The following is a 25,026-nucleotide window of genomic DNA, read 5'->3' on the forward strand; positions in this document are numbered from 1 at the left end:
ATATGCCGCTACGCAATAAGCGCTTATTCCTGTGATGTCGAAATGATCATTCTGTGACCTTCGATATCCAGTCGACGGAAGGACATGTCATACGCTTTAGCCAGATTCGGCGGCGTCAGCACGCTATCGCGGGTGCCGCTGGCGATCAACTGGCCCCTTTTCAGCAGCCAGACGCGATGGGCATGGCGCAGCGTATGGTTCAGATCGTGGCTGCTCATAACCACCGCAATCCCCTGGCGTGACAGTGCGCTTAACAGCCTGTCGAGCGCCACCTGCTGAGCGACGTCGAGGCTGTTCATCGGCTCGTCCAGCAACAATAGCTGGCCGTGCGGGTTGCCGCCAGGGTGAATTTGCAGGATCACGGCAGCCAGCCGCACGCGCTGCCACTCACCGCCGGAGAGCTGGCTGACGTGGCGCGGCAGCTTATCCTCAATACCCAACGCTGCCGCCACCTCTTCCAGCAGCGTTTTCTGCTGACTGTCGTACTGATGCAGCGTCAGATAGTGCCAGACCGGCATAGCGAATGGCGCGGTTTGCTGCTGCGCCAGGTACGCCCTGCGGCAGGCCAGCGACGCGGAGGACCACCGGGAAAGCGACTCGCCCTGTAACAGGATGTCGCCCTGCCCGGCACTCAGCCCGGCCATACGTGACAGCAATGTGCTTTTACCTGCCCCGTTCGGGCCGACCAGGTGCAGGATCTCCCCCGCATTCACCTGGGCGGAAAGCGGTTGCAGACGCCCGTGTTCCGTCACCCCATCCAGCTGCATCAACATCGACATTACTTCGCGAGGGCCAGCTTGATCGCTTCCATCAGGATCGGATCCTCAGGGGTCATATCTGGCGCAAAACGCTGTACCACTTCACCATCGCGGCCAATCAGGAATTTTTCGAAATTCCATAAGATGTCATCAGGATAGAGCGGCGCGCGGCCTTTGCTCGCCAGACGCTCATAAAAACCGCTGCTTTCAGGGGCGACCGCGACAGGTGCGGCGGCAATCAATTTTTGATACAGCGGATGACGTGCGTCGCCATTCACCTCGATTTTGCTGAACATCGGGAAGGTGATGCCATAAGTGGTGCTACAGAAGGTTTTGATCTCCTCTTCGCTACCTGGCTCCTGGCCGAGAAACTGGTTGCACGGGAAGCCGAGCACGGTAAAACCGTCTTTTTCCCAGGCTTTATGGATATTTTCGAGCTGCTCATATTGCGGCGTCAGGCCGCATTTCGATGCCACGTTCACTACCAGCAGCACCTTGCCTTTGTACTCTTCCAGGGTGGTGGTTTTGCCATCAATGGTCGTTACTTCGGTGTTCAGAATATCGTTCGGCATAGCATTCTCTCAGGTTGTGGTTCAGATGGGCTGTACTTAACGTCCGGCTTTTAAGAGTAGCCAGATAAACACGGGTGCGCCCAGCGTGGCGGTCACTACCCCAATGGGCAGCTCTGCGGCGTTGAGCGCGAGGCGCGCGATGATATCAGCGAAAAGCAACGCTGCGCCGCCTGTTACCGCCGCAGCAGGCAATAACAGCCGGTGATCGGTAATACCACACAAACGTAGCATATGGGGAATGACAAGGCCGATAAAGCCAATCGCACCGGCCAGGGCCACGCTCACACCCACCATCCAGCCGATGGCGACCACCAGCGTGTTGCGCCAGAAGGTGAGCGGCAGGCCGAGCTGGCGGGCCGAAATCTCTCCCAGCACCAGAATATTTAACGGGGGTGCCTGAAAGCAGGCCCAGACGATGGCCGGTAACAGTAGCAGCATCAGCCAGCCCTGCCCCCAGTCCACGCCGCCAAAGCCTCCCATCATCCAGTACATCAACTGGCGCAGATCAAAGGCGGTAGAGAAATAGACCGCCCAGGTCATCAGGGCGCTACAGATGATACCCAGCGCCACGCCGGCAAGCAGCAGGCGGCTCACGGAGAGATGACGGCGGGCAAAACGCAGCAAAATAAGGGTAATGATCAACGCGCCGGCGATGGCGCAGAGGCTTAAGCTCCAGCCCGACATCGCCCCGCCGCCGAGCATCACGGCGGCAATCAGCCCTACCCCGGCACCGTTCGATACGCCTAATAAGCCGGGCTCGGCCAGCGGATTATCGAACAGCGCCTGCATGATCGTCCCGCTGAGCGCCAGCGCTGCGCCCACCAGCACCACAGCCAGAGTACGCGGCAGACGGATTTGCCAGATAAACAGCTCCCCCCGGGGAGTGAACCACGCCTCAGGGCCAATCCACAGATCGCCCGCGCAAAGGCTCAATCCCAGGGCGATAACGAGCGCCAGTATGAGCGCGAGCAATTTACGCAGATTGGATCGGTACTGCTGACGGGCAAATTCGGGCATCGAAGTCATTTTGCGGGTGAATGATGTCTCTGATTTTACGGTGGGTTTATAGCAGCGCAAAGAAAAAAGGCCGCATAAGCGGCCTTTTTGGTTAGATCATATCACTCTGCTTTGGGTGAAGCGTTTTCGACACGGCTCTTTAACTTCTGGCCGGGTCTGAAGGTCACCACGCGGCGGGCTGTAATGGGAATATCCTCACCCGTCTTCGGGTTACGACCCGGACGTTGATTCTTGTCGCGCAAATCAAAGTTACCAAAGCCGGAGAGTTTTACCTGCTCACCATTTTCCAGAGCGCGACGGATCTCTTCGAAAAACAGCTCAACCAGCTCTTTGGCATCCCGTTTGCTAAGCCCAAGCTTATCAAACAGATATTCGGACATTTCAGCTTTTGTAAGCGCCATAGGTTCAATCCCTCAATGATGCCTGGAATCGCTCTTTTAATGCCTCTACACATTTGGCAACGGTAGCGGCAATCTCCTCTTCTTCGAGTGTACGGCTGGTATCCTGAAGGATCAGGCTGATAGCCAGGCTCTTAAAGCCCTCTGCTACGCCCTTGCCGCGGTACACGTCAAATAAGTTTACGCCAACTACCTGATTTACGCCAACTTTCTTACATTCGGCCAAAATATCTGCGGCAGGCACATTTTCGGCCACCACAACGGCGATATCACGACGGTTTGCCGGGAAGCGAGAAACGTCCTGAGCCTGAGGAATGACGCGGTCTGCGACCTTGTTCCACTCCAGTTCAAACGCCAGTGTGCGGCCGTTGAGATCCAGTTTGCGTTCCAGCTCTGGATGCACAACACCAATGAAACCAACGCGTTCACCTTTCAGATAAATCGCGGCACATTGGCCCGGATGCAGGGCCGGAATGGCCTCAGCACGGAACTCAATTTCAGACAATTTACCGGTCAGGTCGAGTACGGATTCCAGATCGCCTTTCAGGTCGTAGAAATCGACACTGTTTTTACTCAGGTCCCAGTGCTCTTCATAGCGGTTGCCGCAGATAGCCCCTGCCAGCATCAGATCCTGACGAATGCCGAGGTTAGCCTGGGTGTCCGGCACAAAGCGCAGGCCGGTTTCGAAAATACGTACGCGGCTCTGCTGACGGTTCTGGTTGTAGACGATGGTGCTGAGCAGGCCTGGCAGCAGCGACAGACGCATGGCTGACATTTCGCTGGAGATTGGGCTTGGCAGGATCAACGCTTCCTGGCCCGGGTGGATCAGCTGCTGCACTTTCGGGTCAACGAAACTGTAGGTGATCACTTCCTGGTAACCTTTGTCGTTGAGCATGGTTTTCACACGCTTCAGAGACAGATCCGCTTCACGATGGGAACCCATCACCAACCCAGCCTGCACCGGCTCATCAGGAATGTTGTTGTAGCCGTAGACACGGGCAACTTCTTCCACCAGATCTTCTTCGATCTCCATATCGAAACGCCAGCTCGGCGCAACGGCTGTCCACTCGTCCTGGCCTTCGGTGACGTCACAGCCCAGACGACGCAGAATGTCGCTCACCTGCGCATCGGCAATGTGATGGCCAATCAGGCGGTCCAGCTTGCTACGACGCAGGGTGATGGTCGCAGGCTTCGGCAGATGCGCCTCGCTGGTGACATCAATGACCGGGCCAGCTTCGCCGCCACAGATATCGATCAGCAGGCGGGTCGCGCGCTCCATCGCTTTATATTGCAGAGCTGGATCCACGCCGCGCTCATAGCGGTGAGAAGCATCGGTATGCAGACCATGACGACGCGCGCGACCGGTAATGGACAGCGGGCTGAAGAAGGCACACTCCAGCAGCACGTTCTGGGTTTCATCGTTCACGCCGGAGTGGTCGCCCCCGAAGATCCCGCCCATCGCCAGGGCTTTGCCGTGATCGGCAATCACCAGGGTGTCGGCATTCAGTTTGGCTTCGCTGCCGTCCAGCAGGACCAGAGTTTCACCCTCTTTCGCCATACGCACGACGATACCGCCTTCGATACGATCTTTATCGAACGCGTGCATCGGCTGCCCCAGCTCCAGCAGGACGTAGTTAGTCACGTCAACAACGGCATCGATGGAACGGATACCGCAACGACGAAGCTTCTCTTTCATCCACAGCGGCGTTGGCGCCTTAACGTTGATACCCTTCACTACGCGGCCCAGGTAGCGCGGACAGGCGTCAACGGCTTCAACCTGAATCGGCAGCGTGTCAGTAATGGTGGCCGCCACTGGCGCGATTTCAGGCGCGTTCAGTTCGGTCTGGTTCAGGACCGCCACGTCGCGGGCAACACCGATGATGCCCAGGCAGTCGGCACGGTTCGGGGTGACGCTGATTTCGATGGTGTTGTCATCAAGGTTCAGGTAGTCGCGCAGGTCGGTGCCAATCGGGGCGTCCGCTGGCAGCTCAATGATGCCGGAGTGATCGTCGGAAATACCCAACTCGGAGAAGGAGCACAGCATGCCTTCAGACGGCTCGCCGCGCAGTTTCGCCGCTTTAATTTTGAAATCACCCGGCAGCACCGCACCCACAGTTGCCACAGCCACTTTCAGGCCCTGACGGCAGTTTGCTGCGCCGCAGACGATATCGAGCAGACGTTCGCCGCCCACGTTAACTTTTGTGACACGCAGTTTGTCTGCGTTCGGGTGCTGACCGCACTCCACAACCTCACCGATAACCACGCCGTTAAAGGTGCCTGCAACTGGCTCTACGCCGTCTACTTCCAGGCCAGCCATGGTGATCTGGTTAGAGAGCGCCTCGCTGTCCAGCTCGGTGTTTACCCATTCGCGTAACCACAGTTCACTGAATTTCATTGTTCTGTCCTGCCCTTATTTAAACTGTTTGAGGAAACGCAGATCGTTTTCGAAGAATGCGCGTAAGTCGGTCACGCCATAGCGCAGCATGGTCAGACGTTCCATCCCCATGCCAAACGCAAAGCCGGAGTAGACTTCCGGATCAATACCGACGTTACGCAGCACGTTCGGGTGCACCATGCCGCAGCCCAGCACTTCCAGCCATTTGCCGTTTTTACCCATCACGTCAACTTCTGCAGACGGTTCGGTGAACGGGAAGTAGGACGGACGGAAACGAACCTGCAGATCTTCCTCAAAGAAGTTGTTCAGGAAATCGTGCAACGTGCCCTTCAGGTTGGTGAAGCTGATGTTTTTATCAACGATCAGCCCTTCCATCTGATGGAACATTGGGGTGTGGGTCTGGTCGTAGTCGTTACGATAGACGCGACCAGGCGCGATGATGCGGATCGGCGGCGCTTGCTCCTTCATAGTACGAATTTGCACGCCAGAGGTCTGGGTACGCAGCAGGCGGGTCGCATCAAACCAGAAAGTGTCGTGGTCAGCACGTGCCGGGTGGTGGCCTGGGATATTCAGGGCATCGAAGTTATGGTAATCGTCTTCGATTTCCGGGCCGGTCGCCACGGTAAAGCCGAGCTCACCGAAGAAACTTTCAATACGGTCGATAGTGCGGGTGACCGGGTGCAGCCCACCATTCTCGATACGGCGTCCCGGCAGGGAGACATCGATGGTTTCAGCAGCCAGACGGGCGTTCAGCGCGGCGCTTTCCAGCGCGTTTTTACGCTCGTTCAGCACTTGCTGCACCTGCTCTTTGGCTTCGTTAATCACCGCACCTGCAGCCGGGCGCTCTTCTGGCGGCAACTCACGCAGGGTAGTCATTTGAAGGGTCAGGTGCCCTTTCTTGCCCAGATATTCGACGCGGACATTGTCTAACGCGGCAACATCTGAGGCCTGGTTAATGGCGGCCGTTGCACTGGCAACCAGCTCTGCGAGATGTGACATGGTTTTCCTCGTTATGTAGCGATATTTACAAGCGGCAGATACGAAAAAAGCCTCCATCAGGAGGCTTTCTGGCGCTGTTTTCCGTTTCGTCTTTCACGCGCTAGCCTCCTGAAATCAGGTGCTAAAGTAAAAGAAGAAGCGGAAAATAGCAGCATTCATGCTTGCATTACCTTGTGTGGTAAGGGACCTAACGCCTTATTGAAAAGGGTCGCCGGAAAATTGTCAATGTTTTGATACTGTTGAAACGAAAAGAGGGAGACTAGCTCCCTCTTTCAACTGGCTTATGCCAGAGCTGCTTTCGCTTTTTCGACCAGAGCGGTGAACGCTACTTTGTCGAATACTGCGATGTCAGCCAGGATCTTACGGTCGATTTCAACAGAGGCTTTTTTCAGGCCGTTGATGAATTTGCTGTAAGAAATACCGTTCTGACGTGCTGCTGCGTTGATACGCGCAATCCACAGTTGACGGAACTGACGCTTACGTTGACGACGGTCACGGTAAGCGTACTGACCAGCTTTGATAACTGCCTGGAAGGCAACGCGGTATACGCGTGAACGCGCACCGTAGTAGCCTTTGGCTTGTTTCAAAATTTTCTTGTGACGTGCGCGGGCAACTACACCACGTTTTACGCGAGCCATATGTGCTCTCCTGTATCTATTCTAATTAAAAAGTTAAAAAACGTTTACGACTTATGCGTACGGCAGGCACGCGATAACCAGACCCAGATCGCCTTTAGAAACCATGGCTTTCGGACGCAGGTGACGTTTACGCTTGGTAGCTTTCTTAGTCAGAATGTGACGCAGGTTTGCGTGCTTGTGCTTAAAACCACCTTTACCGGTTTTTTTGAAGCGCTTAGCAGCACCGCGTACGGTCTTAATTTTTGGCATCTTAATAACTTCCACTTCGCATTGTTAAATAAACGAAACCCAGGCGAACAAAACCTGCGAAGCCTGTCGGCTCCACAGGAATTGCTACTTGAAGGCCTACTGTTTCTTCTTAGGAGCGAGCACCATGATCATCTGGCGGCCTTCGATCTTCGTAGGGAAGGATTCGACTACTGCCAGTTCACTCAGATCTTCACGGACGCGGTTAAGCACTTCCATGCCGATCTGTTGGTGGGCCATCTCACGACCGCGGAAACGCAGCGTGATCTTGGCCTTATCGCCATCTTCCAGAAAGCGAATCAGGCTGCGGAGTTTTACCTGATAATCGCCATCGTCGGTACCAGGACGGAATTTAATTTCCTTAACCTGGATAACTTTTTGTTTCTTCTTCTGTTCCTTAGAAGACTTACTCTTTTCATAAAGGAACTTGCCGTAGTCCATGATACGACAAACTGGCGGTTCGGCGTTAGGGCTGATTTCAACTAAATCTACTCCAGCTTCTTCAGCCTTTTCGATTGCTTCTCTCAGACTCACAATCCCCAGCTGTTCGCCTTCCAGACCTGTTAAGCGAACTTCCTGGGCGCGAATCTCGCCATTGATACGATTCGGACGTGCCGTTTGAACTCGTTTTCCGCCTTTAATACCTTATTCCTCCAGTTGTTGAAGACTGCGGCTGCGAATCTCTTGTTGCAGCTTCTCAATCACTTCATTTACGTCCAGGCTGCCCAGGTCTTTACCACGGCGGGTGCGAACGGCAACTTTGCCTGCTTCCACCTCTTTATCACCACAGACCAACATATACGGGACACGACGTAAAGTGTGCTCGCGGATTTTAAAGCCAATCTTCTCATTTCTCAAGTCTGCTTTTACGCGAATGCCCGCATTTTGTAGTTTCTGCGTCAATTCTTTAACGTAATCAGCCTGAGAATCGGTAATGTTCATCACTACAACCTGCACTGGCGCAAGCCAGGTTGGGAAGAAGCCAGCAAACTCTTCGGTCAGGATGCCGATGAAGCGCTCCAGTGAACCGAGGATAGCACGGTGAATCATTACCGGTACCTGACGCTCGTTATCTTCGCCCACATAAGAGGCGCTTAAACGCTGCGGCAGGGAGAAGTCCAGCTGTACAGTACCGCACTGCCATGCACGATCGAGACAGTCATACAGGGTAAATTCAATTTTCGGACCGTAGAATGCGCCCTCGCCCAACTGGTATTCAAACGGAATGCCGTTTTCTTCCAGCGCTACAGCGAGATCCGCCTCAGCACGATCCCAGGTCTCATCGCTCCCGATACGTTTTTCCGGGCGCGTTGAGAGTTTGACTACGATCTTCTCGAAGCCAAAGGTGCTGTACATATCGTAGACCATACGAATACAGGCGTTAACTTCATCACGCACCTGATCTTCAGTACAGAAGATATGCGCATCATCCTGCGTAAAGCCACGAACACGCATCAGACCGTGCAGCGCGCCTGATGGCTCGTTACGGTGACAGCTACCGAACTCTGCCATACGTAGCGGCAGATCGCGATAGGATTTCAGACCCTGGTTAAAGATCTGAACGTGACCCGGGCAGTTCATTGGCTTGATGCAGTATTCACGGTTCTCTGAAGAGGTGGTGAACATCGCATCTTTGTAGTTGTCCCAGTGGCCGGTTTTTTCCCACAGCACACGGTCCATCATGAACGGGCCTTTCACTTCCTGATACTGGTACGCTTTCAGCTTGGAACGCACGAAAGTTTCCAGTTCACGGAAGATAGTCCAGCCGTCGTTGTGCCAGAAGACCATACCCGGCGCTTCTTCCTGCATATGATACAGGTCGAGTTGTTTCCCGATTTTACGGTGGTCACGCTTCGCCGCTTCTTCCAGGCGCTGCAGGTACGCGTTCAGGGCTTTTTTGTCAGCCCAGGCGGTACCATAGATGCGCTGCAACATTTTATTGTTGCTGTCGCCACGCCAGTAAGCGCCTGCGGTTTTCATCAGCTTGAAGTGATGGCAGAAGCGCATGTTCGGCACGTGCGGTCCACGGCACATGTCGATGTATTCTTGGTGATGATACAAGCCAGGCTTGTCATCATGAGCAATGTTCTCGTCAAGAATAGTGACTTTGTAGTTTTCACCACGTTTCACGAAGGTTTCACGCGCTTCGTGCCAGCTCACTGTTTTCTTAATGACGTCGTAGTTGCTCTCAGCCAACTCGTGCATACGCTTTTCGAGGGCTTCGATATCTTCCTGGGTCAGCGTGTGGTCAAGGTCAACGTCATAGTAAAAGCCGTTGTCGATAACCGGGCCGATAGCCATTTTGGTGTTAGGCCACAGCTGCTTGATCGCATGACCGAGCAGGTGAGCGCACGAGTGACGAATGATCTCCAGACCTTCTTCGTCTTTCGCGGTGATGATCGACAGCTTCGCATCGTTTTCAATTAAATCGGAAGCATCAACCAGCGCACCGTCAACGCGCCCAGCAATAGTGGCTTTCGCCAGACCCGGGCCGATATCCAGCGCAACATCCATTGGGCTGACGGCGCGGTCGAAATGGCGTTGGCTGCCATCAGGAAGAGTAATTACAGGCATTTTATGTCCTTATTTGCAGTGATGCCCCACACATAAGAGCATATGCAAAGAAAATAATCTTTGATTTACAGTGAATTGCAAAGCCATCTGACCAACAATCGTCAAATTGGCCCGCAATCATGCACAGGATCGAAATCAGAAAAATGGCAATTTACGATCAGCCTGTTGATGGTAACACTAACGCCTGGGTGAAAACACCCTTCTGGGCAGATTGAACGTGTTAGTACTTTTGCATGAGTTTAACGTGGAATTTCAAACAGCTTCTCGCAATACCGGGTGGCTGAGCTATTCTTGAACAGGTCCTTCAATACACTATGGGGCATATTATGAACGTATCCAGCAGAACAGTCGTTATCCTTAACATTCTTTCTGCCACCGCATTACTCGTGATTCTGGCAGATAAGTTTCACTGGTTCTGACGCTCGATGTTGGAAGCGCCTGACGCTTTAACCTTCCGGCGAAACTAAATTATGTTTGCTCTTTGGTAAACGACCGCAACCAAAGAACAAGGATGATAAGATGCCGACAAAACGCTTTTCTAAAAAATACTGGAAGATGGTGATTGTGTTAATCACCCTTTGTGCTGCCCTGCTGATATTACGCTGGGCAGCAATACTTTGGGGTTAATCTTATCACCCATTTCAGCCCGGTAAAGGTATTACTTTTTTGCGGAACCCAACGGATTTAAACTTCCGTTTTAATTATCTTTACATAAACTTTAAAAATAAAAAAAACCGGTACATCAAAACCCGGTTTTTTTAGCAGCTATAACTGCCGATAAATGAATGTATCGTGTTTGATAAATCAATCAAGACCATTCACCGGCGACCAGTTTATGCACGTCGAACGCGTCATCCATAGATTGCCCGGTGGATTGCGAGCCAGGAGCGATGTTCGATCCGGCTTCTACATCAGAGGCCTTGGTGATGCCAATTTGTGTAGAAGTGTCACTGGCAGAGTGATATACAGAATCAGCGGCAAATGCGCCGAATGACAGTGCCGAAAGCACTATTGCTGCAGATGCAGTTGTGATTTTATTCATAATGTTTTTCTCTTACTGAATTAATACAGACCAACTTTAGGCAATATCTAGCTTGTCCTGATAGTTTAGATCTGGATCACACTTTTGCATAGTCAAAATATTTATCAATTCGTGTCAAATAAACTGAATGTTAACAAACCGGTGAATTATGGAGAGAATATGGAGATATCGGCTACGGCTATATTTTAAAACACTGTTTATTATTTATCAGCACAAAAATTAAAAACGGGTCAATATATTATTGACCCGCTGCGATTACATTTTGTAGCCCAGAGAGACCGTGGTTCTGCGATCGGTATGTTCCGGTGCAGATGCTGGCGGTTCGGAGTTCCAGGTCACGTTGTAAGCCACTTTCAACCCGAAATGGGCGTTGATGGCGACGTTCAGCGCCGTCTCGGAGTTAACGGTCGTGTCGTCAGCACCGAAGACAGAAACGCCCTGGCTAAATTTGGCGTTATCGGTCATCTGCCAGGCATAAGTCCCGGACGCATAGCCCAGCGGCTGTGTTTCGGTATCGCCGTCGGTGTATTCGTCGTAACGTACACCTGGACCAAATTCAAAACGGAAGCTGTGTACCGGCCCGTTCAGGAACTGGCGACCATAACCCACTGTTGCCACGTCACGCTGACGATAACCGTTATAGCGGTCAGTCAACCAGCTTGCCTGGCCGAACAGATAGTCAAAGTCGGTCATGTTGTAACGGCTACGCCCACCCACCGCATATTTCTCGGAAGAGCGTTCATCGTTAGACGAGGTATTGCTGGCGTTACCCCACAGTGACCAGGCGGTGGTGTTGCCGTACCAGGTCATGGTGGTATCGGCAGTCAGGGAAGAGCTTTTGGTATTGCCCGATTGCGCCAGATAACCTGCGTTCAGGTTACCTTCGAAAGGTTTCTGTGCAGTGGAGGGATCGTCCATGACAGTAAAAACGGAATCATCGGCTGTTGCATGCAGTGACGCAAACAGGCCTCCCGCTACCATCATTGCAGCGGGTACTGTCTTTAAGAGCTTCATTTATAAAGAGTCCGTACAACAAAAAAAGAGACCATTACGGTCCCGGAAACTTTCTTGCGGATCAATGCCATGGGATCCCGCGAAAGGTAACAAATTATAAAAAGGCTCAAATAACATAGCAATGATTTCTTGTTTCATTTTTGGAATAAGAACGATCTCAAAGCAGCCTGTTATTTATAAATAAAAGTCACGGTAGGTAACGATATTCATATTGAAAATCATATTGTTATTTACTTTCCCTTCCGCAGGTTCGGTGCCAGGCTTATGGTTATACTCAATCACAGGAGATCAGCATGGATCGTATCTTTACGTTGACGCTCTCCCCTTCTCTGGACAGCGCAACCCTGACGGCTCAACTCTATCCTGAAGGTAAACTCCGCTGCAGCGCGCCGGTATTCGAACCCGGTGGCGGCGGGATTAACGTGGCGCGGGCCATTGTTCACCTTGGCGGTAAAGCAACCGCCATCTTTCCCGCTGGCGGCGCGACGGGCGAACACCTCGTCTCGCTGCTGGCTGATGAGCAGGTCGCCGTGGATACGGTTGAATCCCATGACTGGACCCGGCAAAACCTGCACGTACATGTTGAATCCACACACGAGCAGTACCGCTTTGTCATGCCCGGCGCGACCCTGAGCGAAGATGAGTTTCGCCAGCTGGAAGAGAAAGTGCTGGCCATCGAGAGTGGCGCGCTGCTGGTTATCAGCGGCAGCCTGCCACCGGGTGTCAAAACCGAACGGCTGACGCAGCTGATTCGCGCTGCGCAACAGAACGGTATCCGCTGTATCGTTGACAGCTCCGGGGAGGCCCTCAGCGCCGCGCTGACCCTTGGCAACATCGAGCTGGTGAAACCTAACCAGAAAGAGCTTAGCGCACTGGTCAATCGCGATCTTAGCCAGCCGGATGACGTGCGCAGCGCCGCGGAAGAGTTGGTGAAGAGCGGCAAAGCCCGGCGGGTTGTCGTGTCCCTCGGCCCGCAAGGCGCACTGGCCGTGGATGAAACCGGCTCGGTGCAGGTGGTGCCACCCCCCATGAAAAGCCAGAGCACCGTCGGCGCGGGTGACAGCATGGTGGGCGCGATGACACTGAAGCTGGCGCAAGGCGCGTCCTTACGGGAAATGACCCAATACGGCGTAGCCGCAGGCAGTGCGGCAACCATCAATCATGGCACCCGGCTGTGCTCGCTGGATGACACCCAGAAAATATTTACATACCTGACAAATGCATAATCGTTGCCCTCCCGGCTACCCGGCGAGGGCGACAAATGACATGAATCGTCTATGCTAAAAAAATTTCGTGATAACAATGAGGTGAATTATGAGCAGTGGAGAGATCGCTCGCTATGTGGTAACCGTCAAAATTCATGAAGACTCACTGACGGAACTCAATGAAATCAATAACAATCTTACCCGCGGCGGTTTTTTACTGACCATGACTGACGAGGACGGCAACCTGCATGAACTGGGCACCCATACCTACGGGCTGGTTAGCCCATTGAGTGAAGATGAGGTAAAGGCGCTGGCCACGGGTCTGGTAGAGAACGCCACCGGAAAAGAGCCGCAGGTTGAGGTGACGAGCTGGGAAAACTGGCAAAAACAGCAGCAATAAATGCCACAGGGCCAACCAAACGGCGCAGATGTGCGTTAGTTCGTGTTTTTTGACCATAGTTTCACGCTAACTTTATGATCTGGCAGACAACATGGGAGAGCGATCATGTGGCAGGCTATCAGTCATCTTTTAAGTGAACAACTGGGCGAAGGTGAAATTGAACTGCGTAACGAGCTGCCAGGAGGCGAGATCCACGCCGCATGGCATCTGCGCTATGCGGGACGCGACCTCTTCGTGAAATGTGATGAACGTGAACTTTTACCCATCTTTACCGCTGAGGCTGACCAGCTGGAACTGCTCTCCCGCAGCAAAACCGTCTCCGTACCCCAGGTCCGGGCCGTCGGCAGCGATCGCGACTACAGCTTTCTGGTAATGGATTACCTCCCTGCCCGCCCACTTGATGCGCACAATGCCTTTATTCTGGGGCAACAGATTGCCCGTCTGCATCAATGGAGCGATCAGCCGCAGTTCGGTCTCGATTTTGACAACGACCTTTCCACTACTCCCCAACCCAACGCCTGGCAACGACGCTGGTCGACCTTCTTTGCCGAACAGCGGATAGGCTGGCAGCTGGAGCTGGCAGCAGAAAAAGGGCTGGAGTTCGGCAACATCGATGCCATTGTCGATCATATCCAGCAGCGCCTGGCCTCGCATCAGCCGCAACCTTCCCTGCTGCACGGCGATTTATGGTCGGACAACTGCGCGCTGGGTCCAAACGGTCCTTATATCTTTGATCCGGCCTGCTACTGGGGGGACAGAGAGTGCGACCTGGCGATGCTGCCGCTACATCCAGAACAGCCGCCGCAGATTTACGACGGCTATCAGTCTATCTCACCCTTACCGGCCGACTTTCTGCAAAGGCAGCCCGTGTATCAGCTTTATACCCTGATGAACCGCGCCATCCTGTTTGGCGGTGAGCATATGGTAAATGCGCAAAAAGCGCTGGATCGCGTGCTGGCGGCATAAGGTACAGACTGCCGGGCTACATTGCCCGGCGGCGTACACTTATAACAGGCCGAGAAGGGAAAACAGGAAGTACCCGGCGATGATCATCAGCACCGGCAGTACGTAGAGGGTGAAAATCTGCAAGAAAATGGTGTGGTTCGGCACCACAATACGCGATTCGATCTGTTCGCGCGTTAACCCTTCATCCCCTTTCGCATTCTCCAGAATCAACTGGGCCTCCAGCCCTTCACGAATAAGACGCGTCTGTCGGCGCATCCGCGCACCTGAAGCCTGCAACGCCAGGGCGATAAAGATCAGGGCAAAGATGATCCAGAAGGCAATGTTCATGCCCTGCCTGAAGTCGGGTGTCGGAGAGTTGTACCAGAAGAAATTCAGAAACGGCGTGTTAAAGCGCATCATTTCGATCATGACATGGGCAAAATCCAGCATCACGGCATTGATCCCGGCCTGCTTTTCGCTGTGGTCATAGATAAATTTCAGGACGGAAATAATGGTTGAGATGACTGCCGGGATAAAAATAATCCATCCGGCGATGATCTTCAGTATTGCTACCCGTCCAGCTTGTTGATATGTCATCGGTTCCTCATTTTTAAAATACATCCTTTGAGGCTAAGTCTACCTGCTGGATCTCATTTTCGCCCGTTCTTTGCAGGCGATATGGTAAATTGCTGGGGTTAAGTAGTCTTTATCACTGCTCACCCCAAGAAAGGAGAAGTTGCATGTCGACCCCGCGTCAAATTCTTGCAGCCATTTTTGATATGGATGGATTACTGATTGATTCCGAGCCGCTCTGGGATCGTGCCGAACTGGATGTGATGGCCAGCCTGGGCGTGGATATCAGCCGCCGTCACGAACTGCCGGATACCCTGGGCCTGCGTATCGATATGGTGGTGGAACTCTGGTATGCCCACCAGCCCTGGTCAGGCCCTGGCCGTGACGAGGTGACCGACCGCATCATCAACCGGGCGATTACGTTGGTGGAAGAGAACCGTCCGCTGCTGAAAGGGGCATGTGAAGCCGTGGCCCTGTGCAAGGCCCAGGGGCTGAAGGTTGGCCTGGCTTCCGCCTCGCCGCTGCATATGCTGGAGAAAGTGCTGATTATGTTTGATCTGCACGACAGCTTTGATGCGCTGGCTTCGGCAGAAAAACTGCCTTACAGCAAACCGCACCCCCAGGTATATATGGACTGCGCCGCGAAGCTCGGTGTCGACCCGACCACCTGCGTGGCGCTGGAAGACTCAGTCAACGGCATGATTGCCAGCAAAGCAGCGCGGATGCGCTCTATTGTTGTCCCCGCCGAGGAGAACCGGCATGACGTCCGCTACGCGCTGGCAGACGTTAAACTCGACTCACTGCAGGACCTTACCGTGGCGCATCTGCACGGGTAATTAATGTCAGCGGGCAGCGCCGGGTTGCCCGCAAACATGATCCACATAAAATTTTTAAAACATCATTTCATTTTAATTTGATATTCCCATTTGCTGCTTCTATGCTTATCTCAGAACAACTATACCCCCCTACTTTCTGAGGTTTGTATGATACTGGATGCCTTTAATCTTTCAGGAAAAGTTGCCATCGTAACCGGCTGTGATACCGGTCTTGGCCAGGGCATGGCGCTGGGTCTGGCACAGGCAGGCTGCGACATCGTGAGCGTCAATCGTCGGATCCCCGAAGAGACTGCCGCAGGCGTGAAAGCGCTGGGCCGCCGGTTTATGGCAATCCAGGCCGATCTCAGCAAGCAGGACGGCATCAATGATATCGTCGAGCAGGTCGTCGCCGGGATGGGCCGCGTGGATATTCTGGTCAATAACGCCGGCACCATCCGCCGGGAAGATGCCCTGACCTTCAGCGAAAAGGACTGGGATGACGTGATGAACCTCAACCTCAAATCGGTCTTTTTCCTGTCGCAGGCCGTGGCCCGTCAGTTCATCGTCCAGGGGCAAGGCGGCAAGATCATTAATATCGCCTCGATGCTGTCATTCCAGGGGGGGATCCGCGTTCCTTCGTATACCGCATCGAAAAGTGGCGTGCTGGGTATCACCCGCCTGCTGGCTAACGAGTGGGCACAACATGGCATCAACGTGAACGCCATTGCGCCGGGTTATATGGCGACTAACAATACCCAGCAGTTACGCGACGACGAGCAGCGCAGCAAAGAGATCCTCGACCGCATTCCGGCGGGTCGCTGGGGCAAGCCGGAAGACCTGCAGGGTCCGGCAGTATTTCTGGCCTCGTCAGCCTCGGATTACGTCAACGGCTATACCCTCGCCGTCGATGGAGGCTGGCTCGCACGTTAACCGCTTTGTGACAAAGAGTTACACCGTCACTACTTCCGTATACTGTATAAAATCCCTATACTGGATGCATTGACAGTTTAGTGGGTTTTATCATGACGGCGGAAGGTCATCTGCTCTTTTCTCTCGCCTGCGCAGTGTTTGCCAAAAACGCTGAGCTTACACCTGTGCTGGCGCAGGGCGACTGGTGGCATATTGTGCCATCGGCAGTTTTGACCTGCCTGTTACCTGATATCGATCACCCCAAGTCGCTGCTCGGGCAGCGGCTGAAGTGGATCTCCAAACCCATTGCCCGCGCCTGCGGCCATCGCGGTTTTACCCATAGTCTGCTGGCGGTGTTTGCCGCCCTCACGCTCTTCTATTTAAAAGTGCCCGACAGCTGGCTGATCCCGGCGGATGCTATCCAGGGAATGGTGCTGGGCTATCTGAGCCATATTCTGGCCGACATGCTCACTCCGGCGGGTGTTCCCCTGCTGTGGCCCTGCCGCTGGCGTTTTCGTCTGCCGATCCTGCGCCCACAAAAAGGCAACCAGTTAGAGCGCGCACTGTGCATGGCCCTGTTCGCGTGGGCGGTGTGGATGCCGCAGACGCTGCCGGAAAACGGTGCCGTGCGCTGGTCTTCGCACATGATCAATTCCCTGCAGTTTCAGTTCAATCGCTTTATTCACCATCAAAGTGAGCAGTAACTGGACAAATTCAGGCGTTTTGGCATAACCCATTCCATTTGGATATAAGCGACGCGATCACACTTCTGATAATCTTGCGGCAATAAGGTCGGACCTAATACGATCTGCTATTCAATCAGGAGAACGGGGATGAATTTTCCATTAATCGCGAACATTGTGGTGTTCGTTGGCTTACTGTTGTTGCTGGCGCAGTCGCGTCACAAACAGTGGAGCCTCGCTAAAAAAGTTCTGGTCGGTCTGGTGATGGGCGTGGTCTTCGGGCTGGCGCTGCAGGCCATTTACGGTGCCAGCAACCCGGTACTGAAAGACTCTATCCAGTGGTTTAACGTGGTCGGTAACGGCTATGTCCAGCTGCTGCAGATGATTGTCATGCCGCTGGTATTCGCCTCTATTCTGAGCGCCGTTGCCCGTCTGCATAATGCGTCTCAGTTGGGTAAAATCAGCGTCCTGACCATCGGCACGCTGCTGTTTACTACGCTGATCTCGGCCCTGGTGGGTGTGCTGGTTACTAACCTGTTTGGCCTGACCGCCGAAGGCCTGGTGCAGGGCACCGCGGAAACCGCGCGTCTGACCGCCATCGAGACCAACTATGCGGGTAAAGTCGCGGATCTTACCGTACCGCAGATGCTGCTCTCCTTTATCCCGAAAAACCCGTTTGCCGATCTGACCGGGGCCAACCCAACGTCAATCATCAGCGTGGTGATTTTCGCTGCCTTCCTCGGTGTGGCTGCGCTGAAACTGCTGAAAGATGACGCTCCGAAAGGCGAGCGCGTCCTGACCGCCATCGATACCCTGCAAAGCTGGGTGATGAAGCTGGTGCGTCTGGTGATGCAGCTGACCCCATACGGCGTTCTGGCGCTGATGACCAAAGTGGTGGCAGGCTCTAACCTGCAGGACATCATCAAGCTGGGCAGCTTCGTGGTGGCCTCCTACCTCGGCCTGGGCATTATGTTTGTGGTTCACGGCATCCTGCTCGGCGTGAATGGCGTCAGCCCGCTGAAATATTTCCGTAAAGTATGGCCGGTGCTGACCTTCGCCTTTACCAGCCGCTCCAGCGCTGCCTCCATTCCACTGAACGTGGAAGCGCAGACCCGTCGTCTGGGCGTGCCGGAATCGATCGCCAGTTTCTCTGCCTCCTTCGGCGCGACTATTGGTCAGAACGGTTGTGCTGGTCTCTACCCGGCGATGCTGGCAGTGATGGTTGCACCAACGGTAGGTATTAACCCGCTGGATCCGGTCTGGATTGCGACCCTTGTCGGGATTGTGACCGTGAGTTCTGCCGGTGTAGCCGGTGTGGGCGGCGGCGCGACCTTCGCCGCGCTGATTGTCCTGCCTGCGCTGGGTCTGCCAGTTACGCTGGTGGCACTGCTGATCTCCGTTGAACCGTTGATCGACATGGGCCGTACTGCGCTGAACGTCAGCGGCTCAATGACGGCCGGTACGCTCACCAGCCAGTGGCTGAAGCAGACCGATAAAGCGGTGCTGGAAAGCGATGAACATGCGGAGCTGGCGCATCGCTAAGCGCCTCCCCTGCTAAAAAAAACCGCCTTCAGTGATGAAGGCGGTTTTTTATTATCTGTTAATCCTCAACTTCTTCTTCCTGGCGGACCTGCATCGCCCAACGTTGAGCCGACTCCGGCACGCTAAACGCCGGTGAACGGCGAAAACGCTCGCCAATTAGCACAAAGGCCACGTATTTGCCGCGTAACAACCACACGTCACGAAAGCCATCCATTTTGCTGGCATGTTCTGGCGGCGCGGGTTCAACGCGGGGCTGGTAACTGATAACAGGACGATTTTGTTGGCGAAGAGGTTTCATAAGCAGCGGGTTCACTAAAGCAAACTCAAAAATCAGTAAATTCCTATGATAGCCGATTGCCCCTCCTGCGTCGCGCCCCATGTGTCATCTCAAGCGTAAGCGGCAGCCAGAGATCGGGTTATCACCCGGTGTTCTACCCGTAATGTTCTATAGTTATTGAGTTTTAACGCAAATATGACCGTGTTTCAGTAATGAAAACAGGAGACGAGTGCAATGTCGCAAAATGATAAGACTCACCACCCGCAGCAATCCCCGGTACATGACGAAAACGAAGCGAAACCCGGGATGGATTCACTGGCTCCCGACGATGGTTCCCACCTCGCCAGCCCTGTTCCTACCCCGCCGGGTAAGGAGCCAACGGCACCCGGCAGCCTGAAGGCGCCGCATACCGGCAATGAAAAGCTGAACGCGCTGGAGGCCGTACGCAAAGGCGGCGAAAACTGTCCGCTCACCACCAATCAGGGGGTGCGCATCGCTGACGATCAGAACTCGCTGCGCGCCGGGACCCGCGGTCCGACCCTGCTCGAAGATTTCATCCTGCGTGAGAAGATCACCCATTTTGACCATGAGCGTATCCCGGAGCGTATCGTTCACGCCCGCGGTTCGGCTGCGCATGGCTATTTCCAGCCTTACAAAAATCTGAGCGATATCACCAAAGCCGCGTTCCTCTCTGACCCGGAGAAAATCACTCCGGTGTTTGTACGCTTCTCCACGGTGCAGGGCGGCGCTGGCTCTGCCGATACGGTGCGCGATATTCGTGGCTTTGCGACCAAGTTTTATACCGAAGAGGGTATTTTTGATCTGGTGGGTAACAACACGCCGATCTTTTTCATTCAGGACGCACACAAGTTCCCCGATTTTGTTCATGCGGTAAAACCAGAGCCACACTGGGCGATCCCGCAGGGGCAGAGCGCGCACGACACCTTCTGGGATTACGTGTCGCTGCAGCCCGAAACCCTGCATAACGTGATGTGGGCAATGTCCGACCGCGGTATTCCGCGCAGCTATCGCACCATGGAAGGGTTTGGCATCCATACCTTCCGGCTGATTAATGCCGAAGGTAAAGCCACCTTTGTGCGTTTCCACTGGAAGCCGGTGGCGGGTAAAGCCTCGCTGGTGTGGGATGAGGCGCAGAAGCTCACCGGGCGCGACCCGGACTTCCATCGCCGCGATCTCTGGGAAGCCATCGAAGCGGGCGATTACCCGGAATATGAGCTTGGCTTCCAGCTGATCCCGGAAGAGGACGAGTTCAAATTTGATTTTGACCTTCTCGATCCGACCAAGCTGATCCCCGAGGAGCTGGTACCGGTTCAACTGGTGGGTAAAATGGTGCTCAACCGTAACCCGGATAACTTCTTTGCCGAGAACGAGCAGGCGGCCTTCCACCCTGGGCATATCGTCCCCGGGCTGGACTTTACCAACGACCCGTTATTGCAGGGGCGTCTGTTCTCCTACACCGACACCCAGATCAGCCGTCTGGGCGGGCCGAACTTCCACGAGATCCCGATCAACAAGCCAACCTGCCCGTACCATAATTTCCAGCGTGACGGGATGCATCGGATGGAGATCGACACCAATCCGGCCAACTACGAACCAAACTCCATCAACGACAACTGGCCGCGCGAGACCCCTCCGGGGCCAAAACGTGGCGGTTTTGAGTCGTATCAGGAGCGCGTGGAAGGGTCCAAAATCCGTGAACGCAGCCCCTCTTTCGCCGAGTATTACGCTCACCCTCGCCTGTTCTGGCAAAGCCAGACGCCTGTCGAGCAGGAGCACATTATCGGAGCCTTCAGCTTTGAGCTGAGTAAAGTGGTGCGGGCCTATATCCGTGAGCGGGTGGTCGATCAGCTGGCGCGTATTGATATTACCCTCGCCCAGGGCGTAGCGGACAACCTGGGGCTGACCCTCAGCGAGGCGCAACGCAATATGGCCCCACCGCAGGATGTCAGCGGCGTGAAAAAAGACCCTGCTCTCAGTCTGTATGCCGTTCCCGGTGGCGATATCAAAGGCCGGGTCGTGGCGGTATTACTCAATGACGCCCCGCGGGCCAGTGACGTGCTGGCGGTGCTGCAGGCGCTGAAGGCGAAAGGTGTACACGCCAAGCTGCTCTACTCCCGAATGGGGGACGTAATCGCCGATGATGGCTCGGTGTTGCCGGTGGCGGCCACCTTTGAGGGATCGCCGTCATTGACCGTCGATGCGGTGGTGGTGCCCTGCGGTGATATCCAGAGTCTGCTGAAAAGCGGGGATGCCGTCTACTATCTGCTGGAAGCCTACAAGCACCTCAAGCCGATTGCGCTGGCAGGCGATGCGCGGCAGTTCAAACCGCTGTTGAAAGTAGCGGATCAAGGCGAAGAAGGGATTATTGAAGGCGATACCGCGGCAGGCGCGTTTATGGACGAGCTGGTCCTGCAAATGGCGGCGCACCGTGTCTGGTCGCGTCGCAGCAAAATCGCCAGCATACCGGCGTAAAAAAAGCCGGGTGGCGGCTTCGCCTCACCCGGCCTGGTGTATTTTTTCTGCCCGGTTAGCTTTGCGCTACCGGGCTGTTCCTCACAAATCCCTGAACGTCCCCAGACGATATCCGCGCTCGGCAATCGCATATTTCAGCGAGGTCGATGTCAGCACATCAAGTTCCGTCAGGCGTGGCCAGCAGTAGGCGCTTTTACGAACGGTGTTATCAACAAAGGCCGGATGCGCCATCACTTCCAGCGAGCACTCGCCCTGCTGTACAGAGTGATCCAGCACGCGCAAGAACAGCGCTTCACTGATTTCCTCGCCATAAAATGCGCTACTGAAACCGTCGGTGGTCGGCGGGAGTTCGGCGTTCAGTTCGCTGAAGCCTTCAGAGTGACGATCCACCCGCAGTGCCACCCCTTTACGGCGGGCAAACTCGGCCACAATGGGGAAGATGGCCGGGATCATATGCACATGATGATGACTGTCGATATGAGTCGGCTCACGTCCGAAAAGATCGACAAAGCGATTGAACTGACAGTCCAGCTCGCGGGCGATCTCATCGAGCGGCAACGTCCCCTGCTCTGCCATCTGCCAGATCCATTTGCCCAATTGCCCCTCCCGTGTCAGCCCTGGCATTGGCGTCAGCGGCATACCGAGCGTCAGAACAAAGTGCATGCCGACTCCCAGTTCCGGTAGCGCCCGGCTGAGTTCAGCGGCGTGCTCAATCGCATCGCCGTTAACCATGGCGGTGGTTGAGGTCACCACGCCGTGCCGACAGGCTTCCACAATGCCGTAGTTCTGGCCTTTTGACAGGCCAAAGTCATCGGCGTTGACGATCAGCAGATATTGCATAGTCATCCCTCTTAGTGCTGCTCACTTTTTAGCTTATCGACAGTGGCGGCAAAGTTTGGCAACCATTTTTCATGGGCCAGAATCAGGTCGCGTGCCAATTTCTCGGCATCACGATCGGACTGCACCAGCGGGCTGAGGTTCAGGGCCAGCAGCACGTCGTTCAGCTCGCCGCTGAGCGCCGCCTGACTTGCCGCCACTTCAAAGCCCTTGATGGTGTGGATCAGCCCCATCACTTTGTCATCGAAATGGGTCAGGCGGGGATGCGGCTTCGCCCCCTCGCGACCGAGGATGCAGGTCATCTCCACCGCCCAGTCGGCCGGGATATTATCAATGTGACCGTGGTGCGGCACGTTGACGTAATGCTCTGCCTGCTTGTCGTTGTAGATAGCGTTGATCACTTCGCAAGCCGCATCGGAGTAATATGCCCCGCCGCGCTGCTCCAGCTCTTTCGGCTTCACGTTCAGATCCGGGTTTTTATAGAGATCGAACAGCTGTTTTTCCACCTTCTGCACCACCTGCGCCCGGGCGCCGCCTTTGTAGTACTCGCCCATCTCAATCGCCAGCATCTCTTTCAGCTTGAAGTAATAAAGCAGATAAGAGCACGGCAACAGATTCAGGGAGCGGATCAGCCCTTCGCTGAACGGCAGGTCGAAAATATTTTTCACCGAACTGGCTTTCAGGGTGCCCGACGCCACGCCGTCCAGCAGTTCAGCGAAGCGTGACTCGCCGTTAACCAGCACGTCTTTGATAAAGACCATGTGGTTCAGGCCGAACAGGTCGATGGAAAGCTCATCGTTATCGGTCAGGGCCAGCACGTCGCGGATAAACATCTTCATGCCGATAGGGATATTACATACCCCGATAAAGCGTTTGAAATCGGTGTGGCGATAGACCGCTTCGGTCACCATACCGGCCGGGTTGGTAAAGTTGATCACCCACGCCTGAGGGCAGATCTCCTGCACGTCTTTGATGATGTCGAAAACCACCGGAATGGTACGCAGCCCTTTAAACAGGCCACCGGCACCGTTGGTCTCCTGACCCAGATAGCCGTAGCTCAGCGGGATACGCTCATCCAGCTCGCGCGCCTTAAGCTGGCCAACACGCAGCTGGGTGGTGACGAAATCGGCATCTTTCAGCGCCTGGCGACGATCGAGGGTTTTATGCACGGTCATCGGCACGCCCGCTTTTTTAACCATGCGCTGGCACAGGTCAAAAATAATATCGAGCTTTTCCTGGCCTTCGGCCACGTCCACCAGCCACAGTTCGCTGACCGGCAGTTCATGATAACGCTTGAGGAACCCTTCCAGTAATTCCGGGGTATAGCTGCTTCCGCCGCCGATGGTTACGACTTTCAGTTTCTTTTGCATAATATTCTCCCTGGGAGATCCGCCATTAGAGTATAGCGGTCCCGTCCCATATATTTAGGGCAAGCATTTAAATCGCTATTCCCGGCGGTGATCCCGCCGGACGTTAATTAATAACCGTGATATTTTTCCGGTAGCTGTTAGGTGTAAAAGAGGTCAATTTCTTGAAGGTCTTAATAAACAGGCTCGGACTGCTATAACCGGATTCGTAAGCAATATCCGTCACCGAATAGTTGGTGATCTCCAGCTGTTTTCTGGCGAAATTGATCCGTATTTCATTAATTATTTGCACCGGCGTTTTCTGATAATAACGCTGGGTCGCCCGGGTCAGGTACTCTTGCGATTTACCCGACAGGGCCACCATATTCTCCAGCGCATTTTCCCCAAAACGCAGTTTGTCGTGCATCATTTCAACGGTGGTACGCAGCCATTGCGGGATATCGTCCGTCACCTGCTGCTCTTCGCGATGGTGGCGTAAGCGGTTGACGACATAGAAGGTCACCGTTTCAATAAATTCATCAAATTCACTGTCACGAAAGTTAAGCGAGGCAATAACAGTGTCGATCCAGTTCAGGAACTCACTTTTGACGTGATAAACCTGCGAGGCCACAAAGCAGAACGGCAGCAGCGGCGCGTAGTGGGTTTCGAAGAAGCGTTTACTGACGCCAACGTTGAGAATGCGCGTGGCACCAAAGTCATAAAAGCTCTGATGATGGGAACCCATGGGGATAAAGACGAAGTCCCCGCGCTCCAGCAGCACCCGCTTGCCGTTGATCTCCTGAAAATAGCGGCCGGTCAACACAATGGTGAATTCATAGTAGTCATGCTGATGCAGACCGCTAATGCTCTCCACCTTGTTGTAGATAAACACATGAAAATTTTTACCATTGAACAGCTGTTGTTCCCGGGCGGTAGTGATTTCCATTGCGCTGACCTCCTGCTATCAGTCTGACTTACTGCATTTTCTCGTGAAGTTCGATGAGTTCCGCCACCAGCTCACGCGCCAGCATGGAGGTCATCAGGTGATCCTGGGCATGGACCAGCACCAGGCTGACCTTCATCTTACCTTCACCCTGATCGCTTTCGATCAGTTTTGTTTGCACCAGGTGCGCTTCATTCAGCGCGGTGCGCGACTGGGCCATCATCTCTTTCGCCGTATCGAAATCACCTTGCTTGGCTTTTTTCAGGGCGCCGTACGCCAGACTACGCGCCTGACCGGAGTTGATGATAAGCCCCATCACCACTTCTTCAAGGTCGTTCTCTGCTACGTTTTCCACTTCTTCTGCAACAACATGGTCTAAATCAAACATTTTCGTTTCTCCTGTAC

The 25,026-nt window shown here is 54.2% G+C and carries 29 protein-coding genes and 1 other annotated feature; of the genes, 10 read left to right on the forward strand and 19 right to left on the reverse strand.

Features of this window, described 5'->3' with window-relative positions:
- Positions 1–23: 23 nt before the first annotated feature.
- The 11 genes from btuD to thrS all read right to left on the reverse strand — a co-directional run bounded on the left by btuD (position 24) and on the right by thrS (position 9,597).
- Entirely contained in the window at positions 24–779 is a 756-nt protein-coding gene (gene btuD / locus ABIE02_RS01915) for a vitamin B12 ABC transporter ATP-binding protein BtuD (protein WP_032617747.1), read from the reverse strand.
- Positions 779–1,330 carry a glutathione peroxidase gene (locus ABIE02_RS01920; protein WP_032617746.1) on the reverse strand — a complete coding sequence of 184 codons (552 nt, stop codon included), beginning with the start codon at positions 1,328–1,330 and terminating at the stop codon, positions 779–781. The genes btuD and ABIE02_RS01920 overlap by 1 nt, the downstream gene beginning before the upstream one ends.
- A gap of 36 nt (positions 1,331–1,366) precedes the next feature.
- Positions 1,367–2,347, reverse strand: a complete 981-nt coding sequence (gene btuC / locus ABIE02_RS01925; RefSeq protein ID WP_059308153.1) for a vitamin B12 ABC transporter permease BtuC — start codon at positions 2,345–2,347, stop codon at positions 1,367–1,369.
- 101 nt (positions 2,348–2,448) lie between these two features.
- Complete coding sequence (gene ihfA, locus ABIE02_RS01930) at positions 2,449–2,748, reverse strand: integration host factor subunit alpha (RefSeq protein WP_006820203.1); 300 nt, start codon at positions 2,746–2,748, stop codon at positions 2,449–2,451.
- Positions 2,749–2,752: 4 nt separating this feature from the next.
- Positions 2,753–5,140, reverse strand: a complete 2,388-nt coding sequence (pheT, locus tag ABIE02_RS01935) for a phenylalanine--tRNA ligase subunit beta (RefSeq protein ID WP_103793160.1) — start codon at positions 5,138–5,140, stop codon at positions 2,753–2,755.
- Between the two features lie 15 nt (positions 5,141–5,155).
- Complete coding sequence (gene pheS, locus ABIE02_RS01940) at positions 5,156–6,139, reverse strand: phenylalanine--tRNA ligase subunit alpha (RefSeq protein WP_032617740.1); 984 nt, start codon at positions 6,137–6,139, stop codon at positions 5,156–5,158.
- 40 nt (positions 6,140–6,179) lie between these two features.
- Positions 6,180–6,303, reverse strand: a sequence feature (Phe leader region).
- On the reverse strand, positions 6,254–6,298 hold the full coding sequence (gene pheM / locus ABIE02_RS01945) for a pheST operon leader peptide PheM (RefSeq protein ID WP_001386830.1): 45 nt from the start codon (positions 6,296–6,298) through the stop codon (positions 6,254–6,256). (Overlaps the previous feature by 45 nt.)
- 117 nt (positions 6,304–6,420) lie before the next feature.
- On the reverse strand, positions 6,421–6,777 hold the full coding sequence (rplT, locus tag ABIE02_RS01950; RefSeq protein ID WP_032617738.1) for a 50S ribosomal protein L20: 357 nt from the start codon (positions 6,775–6,777) through the stop codon (positions 6,421–6,423).
- Positions 6,778–6,828: 51 nt separating this feature from the next.
- A complete protein-coding gene (rpmI, locus tag ABIE02_RS01955) occupies positions 6,829–7,026 on the reverse strand; it encodes a 50S ribosomal protein L35 (RefSeq protein ID WP_001124225.1) in 198 nt (65 codons plus the stop codon).
- A 96-nt stretch (positions 7,027–7,122) separates the two neighbouring features.
- Positions 7,123–7,665 carry a translation initiation factor IF-3 gene (infC, locus tag ABIE02_RS01960; RefSeq protein WP_059287945.1) on the reverse strand — a complete coding sequence of 181 codons (543 nt, stop codon included), beginning with the start codon at positions 7,663–7,665 and terminating at the stop codon, positions 7,123–7,125.
- Between the two features lie 3 nt (positions 7,666–7,668).
- On the reverse strand, positions 7,669–9,597 hold the full coding sequence (thrS, locus tag ABIE02_RS01965) for a threonine--tRNA ligase (protein ID WP_032617737.1): 1,929 nt from the start codon (positions 9,595–9,597) through the stop codon (positions 7,669–7,671).
- A 326-nt stretch (positions 9,598–9,923) separates the two neighbouring features.
- Between thrS and yncL the strand changes: the two genes are divergently transcribed.
- Both yncL and yniD read left to right on the forward strand, forming a co-directional pair.
- Positions 9,924–10,016, forward strand: coding sequence for a stress response membrane protein YncL (gene yncL / locus ABIE02_RS01970; RefSeq protein WP_072036629.1), 93 nt, complete (start codon positions 9,924–9,926; stop codon positions 10,014–10,016).
- Positions 10,017–10,116: 100 nt separating this feature from the next.
- Positions 10,117–10,224, forward strand: coding sequence for a small membrane protein YniD (yniD, locus tag ABIE02_RS01975; RefSeq protein WP_098946236.1), 108 nt, complete (start codon positions 10,117–10,119; stop codon positions 10,222–10,224).
- 181 nt (positions 10,225–10,405) lie between these two features.
- Here the strand turns inward: yniD and ABIE02_RS01980 are convergent, their stop codons facing one another.
- Both ABIE02_RS01980 and ABIE02_RS01985 read right to left on the reverse strand, forming a co-directional pair.
- Complete coding sequence (locus ABIE02_RS01980; RefSeq protein WP_032617736.1) at positions 10,406–10,639, reverse strand: hypothetical protein; 234 nt, start codon at positions 10,637–10,639, stop codon at positions 10,406–10,408.
- A gap of 255 nt (positions 10,640–10,894) precedes the next feature.
- On the reverse strand, positions 10,895–11,653 hold the full coding sequence (locus tag ABIE02_RS01985) for a DUF481 domain-containing protein (RefSeq protein ID WP_130588989.1): 759 nt from the start codon (positions 11,651–11,653) through the stop codon (positions 10,895–10,897).
- 293 nt (positions 11,654–11,946) lie between these two features.
- On the opposite strand from ABIE02_RS01985, the gene pfkB reads away from it, so the two are divergent.
- The 3 genes from pfkB (at position 11,947) to ABIE02_RS02000 (ending at position 14,224) form a co-directional block, all read left to right on the forward strand.
- Positions 11,947–12,879, forward strand: a complete 933-nt coding sequence (pfkB, locus tag ABIE02_RS01990; protein WP_032617734.1) for a 6-phosphofructokinase II — start codon at positions 11,947–11,949, stop codon at positions 12,877–12,879.
- 88 nt (positions 12,880–12,967) lie between these two features.
- A complete protein-coding gene (gene ghoS / locus ABIE02_RS01995; RefSeq protein ID WP_032617733.1) occupies positions 12,968–13,258 on the forward strand; it encodes a type V toxin-antitoxin system endoribonuclease antitoxin GhoS in 291 nt (96 codons plus the stop codon).
- A 105-nt stretch (positions 13,259–13,363) separates the two neighbouring features.
- Positions 13,364–14,224: a fructosamine kinase family protein gene (locus tag ABIE02_RS02000; RefSeq protein WP_059308155.1), complete on the forward strand. Its 861-nt coding sequence runs from the start codon at positions 13,364–13,366 to the stop codon at positions 14,222–14,224.
- A gap of 39 nt (positions 14,225–14,263) precedes the next feature.
- Here ABIE02_RS02000 and ABIE02_RS02005 read toward each other — a convergent pair whose 3' ends face one another.
- Complete coding sequence (locus tag ABIE02_RS02005) at positions 14,264–14,800, reverse strand: YniB family protein (RefSeq protein ID WP_117386206.1); 537 nt, start codon at positions 14,798–14,800, stop codon at positions 14,264–14,266.
- 143 nt (positions 14,801–14,943) lie between these two features.
- Here ABIE02_RS02005 and hxpB point away from each other — a divergent pair, with 143 nt between their 5' ends.
- The 4 genes from hxpB (at position 14,944) to ABIE02_RS02025 (ending at position 18,725) form a co-directional block, all read left to right on the forward strand.
- Complete coding sequence (gene hxpB / locus ABIE02_RS02010; protein WP_130588991.1) at positions 14,944–15,612, forward strand: hexitol phosphatase HxpB; 669 nt, start codon at positions 14,944–14,946, stop codon at positions 15,610–15,612.
- A gap of 147 nt (positions 15,613–15,759) precedes the next feature.
- Positions 15,760–16,521, forward strand: coding sequence for a 2-dehydro-3-deoxy-D-gluconate 5-dehydrogenase KduD (kduD, locus tag ABIE02_RS02015; protein ID WP_336994717.1), 762 nt, complete (start codon positions 15,760–15,762; stop codon positions 16,519–16,521).
- A 92-nt stretch (positions 16,522–16,613) separates the two neighbouring features.
- Positions 16,614–17,204: a metal-dependent hydrolase gene (locus ABIE02_RS02020; protein ID WP_032617729.1), complete on the forward strand. Its 591-nt coding sequence runs from the start codon at positions 16,614–16,616 to the stop codon at positions 17,202–17,204.
- Positions 17,205–17,333: 129 nt separating this feature from the next.
- Positions 17,334–18,725, forward strand: coding sequence for an L-cystine transporter (locus ABIE02_RS02025; RefSeq protein ID WP_032617728.1), 1,392 nt, complete (start codon positions 17,334–17,336; stop codon positions 18,723–18,725).
- A 58-nt stretch (positions 18,726–18,783) separates the two neighbouring features.
- Here ABIE02_RS02025 and cedA read toward each other — a convergent pair whose 3' ends face one another.
- Positions 18,784–19,038: a cell division activator CedA gene (gene cedA, locus ABIE02_RS02030; protein WP_071886525.1), complete on the reverse strand. Its 255-nt coding sequence runs from the start codon at positions 19,036–19,038 to the stop codon at positions 18,784–18,786.
- Between the two features lie 198 nt (positions 19,039–19,236).
- Here cedA and katE point away from each other — a divergent pair, with 198 nt between their 5' ends.
- The gene (katE, locus tag ABIE02_RS02035) at positions 19,237–21,495 is read left to right on the forward strand and encodes a catalase HPII (RefSeq protein WP_077226390.1); all 2,259 of its coding nucleotides are present in this window, start codon (positions 19,237–19,239) and stop codon (positions 21,493–21,495) included.
- An 81-nt stretch (positions 21,496–21,576) separates the two neighbouring features.
- On the opposite strand, the gene chbG is transcribed toward katE, so the two are convergent.
- The 4 genes from chbG to chbA form a co-directional block, all read right to left on the reverse strand.
- Positions 21,577–22,335: a chitin disaccharide deacetylase gene (chbG, locus tag ABIE02_RS02040; RefSeq protein ID WP_336994718.1), complete on the reverse strand. Its 759-nt coding sequence runs from the start codon at positions 22,333–22,335 to the stop codon at positions 21,577–21,579.
- Between the two features lie 11 nt (positions 22,336–22,346).
- Positions 22,347–23,702 (reverse strand): 6-phospho-beta-glucosidase, encoded by a 1,356-nt coding sequence (locus tag ABIE02_RS02045; protein WP_103792867.1) that lies wholly within the window; start codon positions 23,700–23,702, stop codon positions 22,347–22,349.
- A 103-nt stretch (positions 23,703–23,805) separates the two neighbouring features.
- Positions 23,806–24,624, reverse strand: coding sequence for a transcriptional regulator ChbR (gene chbR, locus ABIE02_RS02050; RefSeq protein ID WP_032617723.1), 819 nt, complete (start codon positions 24,622–24,624; stop codon positions 23,806–23,808).
- Positions 24,625–24,652: 28 nt separating this feature from the next.
- Complete coding sequence (gene chbA / locus ABIE02_RS02055) at positions 24,653–25,009, reverse strand: PTS N,N'-diacetylchitobiose transporter subunit IIA (protein ID WP_032617722.1); 357 nt, start codon at positions 25,007–25,009, stop codon at positions 24,653–24,655.
- Between the last annotated feature and the right edge of the window lie 17 nt (positions 25,010–25,026).

Origin of the sequence: Leclercia sp. 1548, from assembly GCF_050435045.1 — a bacterium.
In the GTDB taxonomy this organism is placed as follows: domain Bacteria; phylum Pseudomonadota; class Gammaproteobacteria; order Enterobacterales; family Enterobacteriaceae; genus Enterobacter; species Enterobacter adecarboxylatus.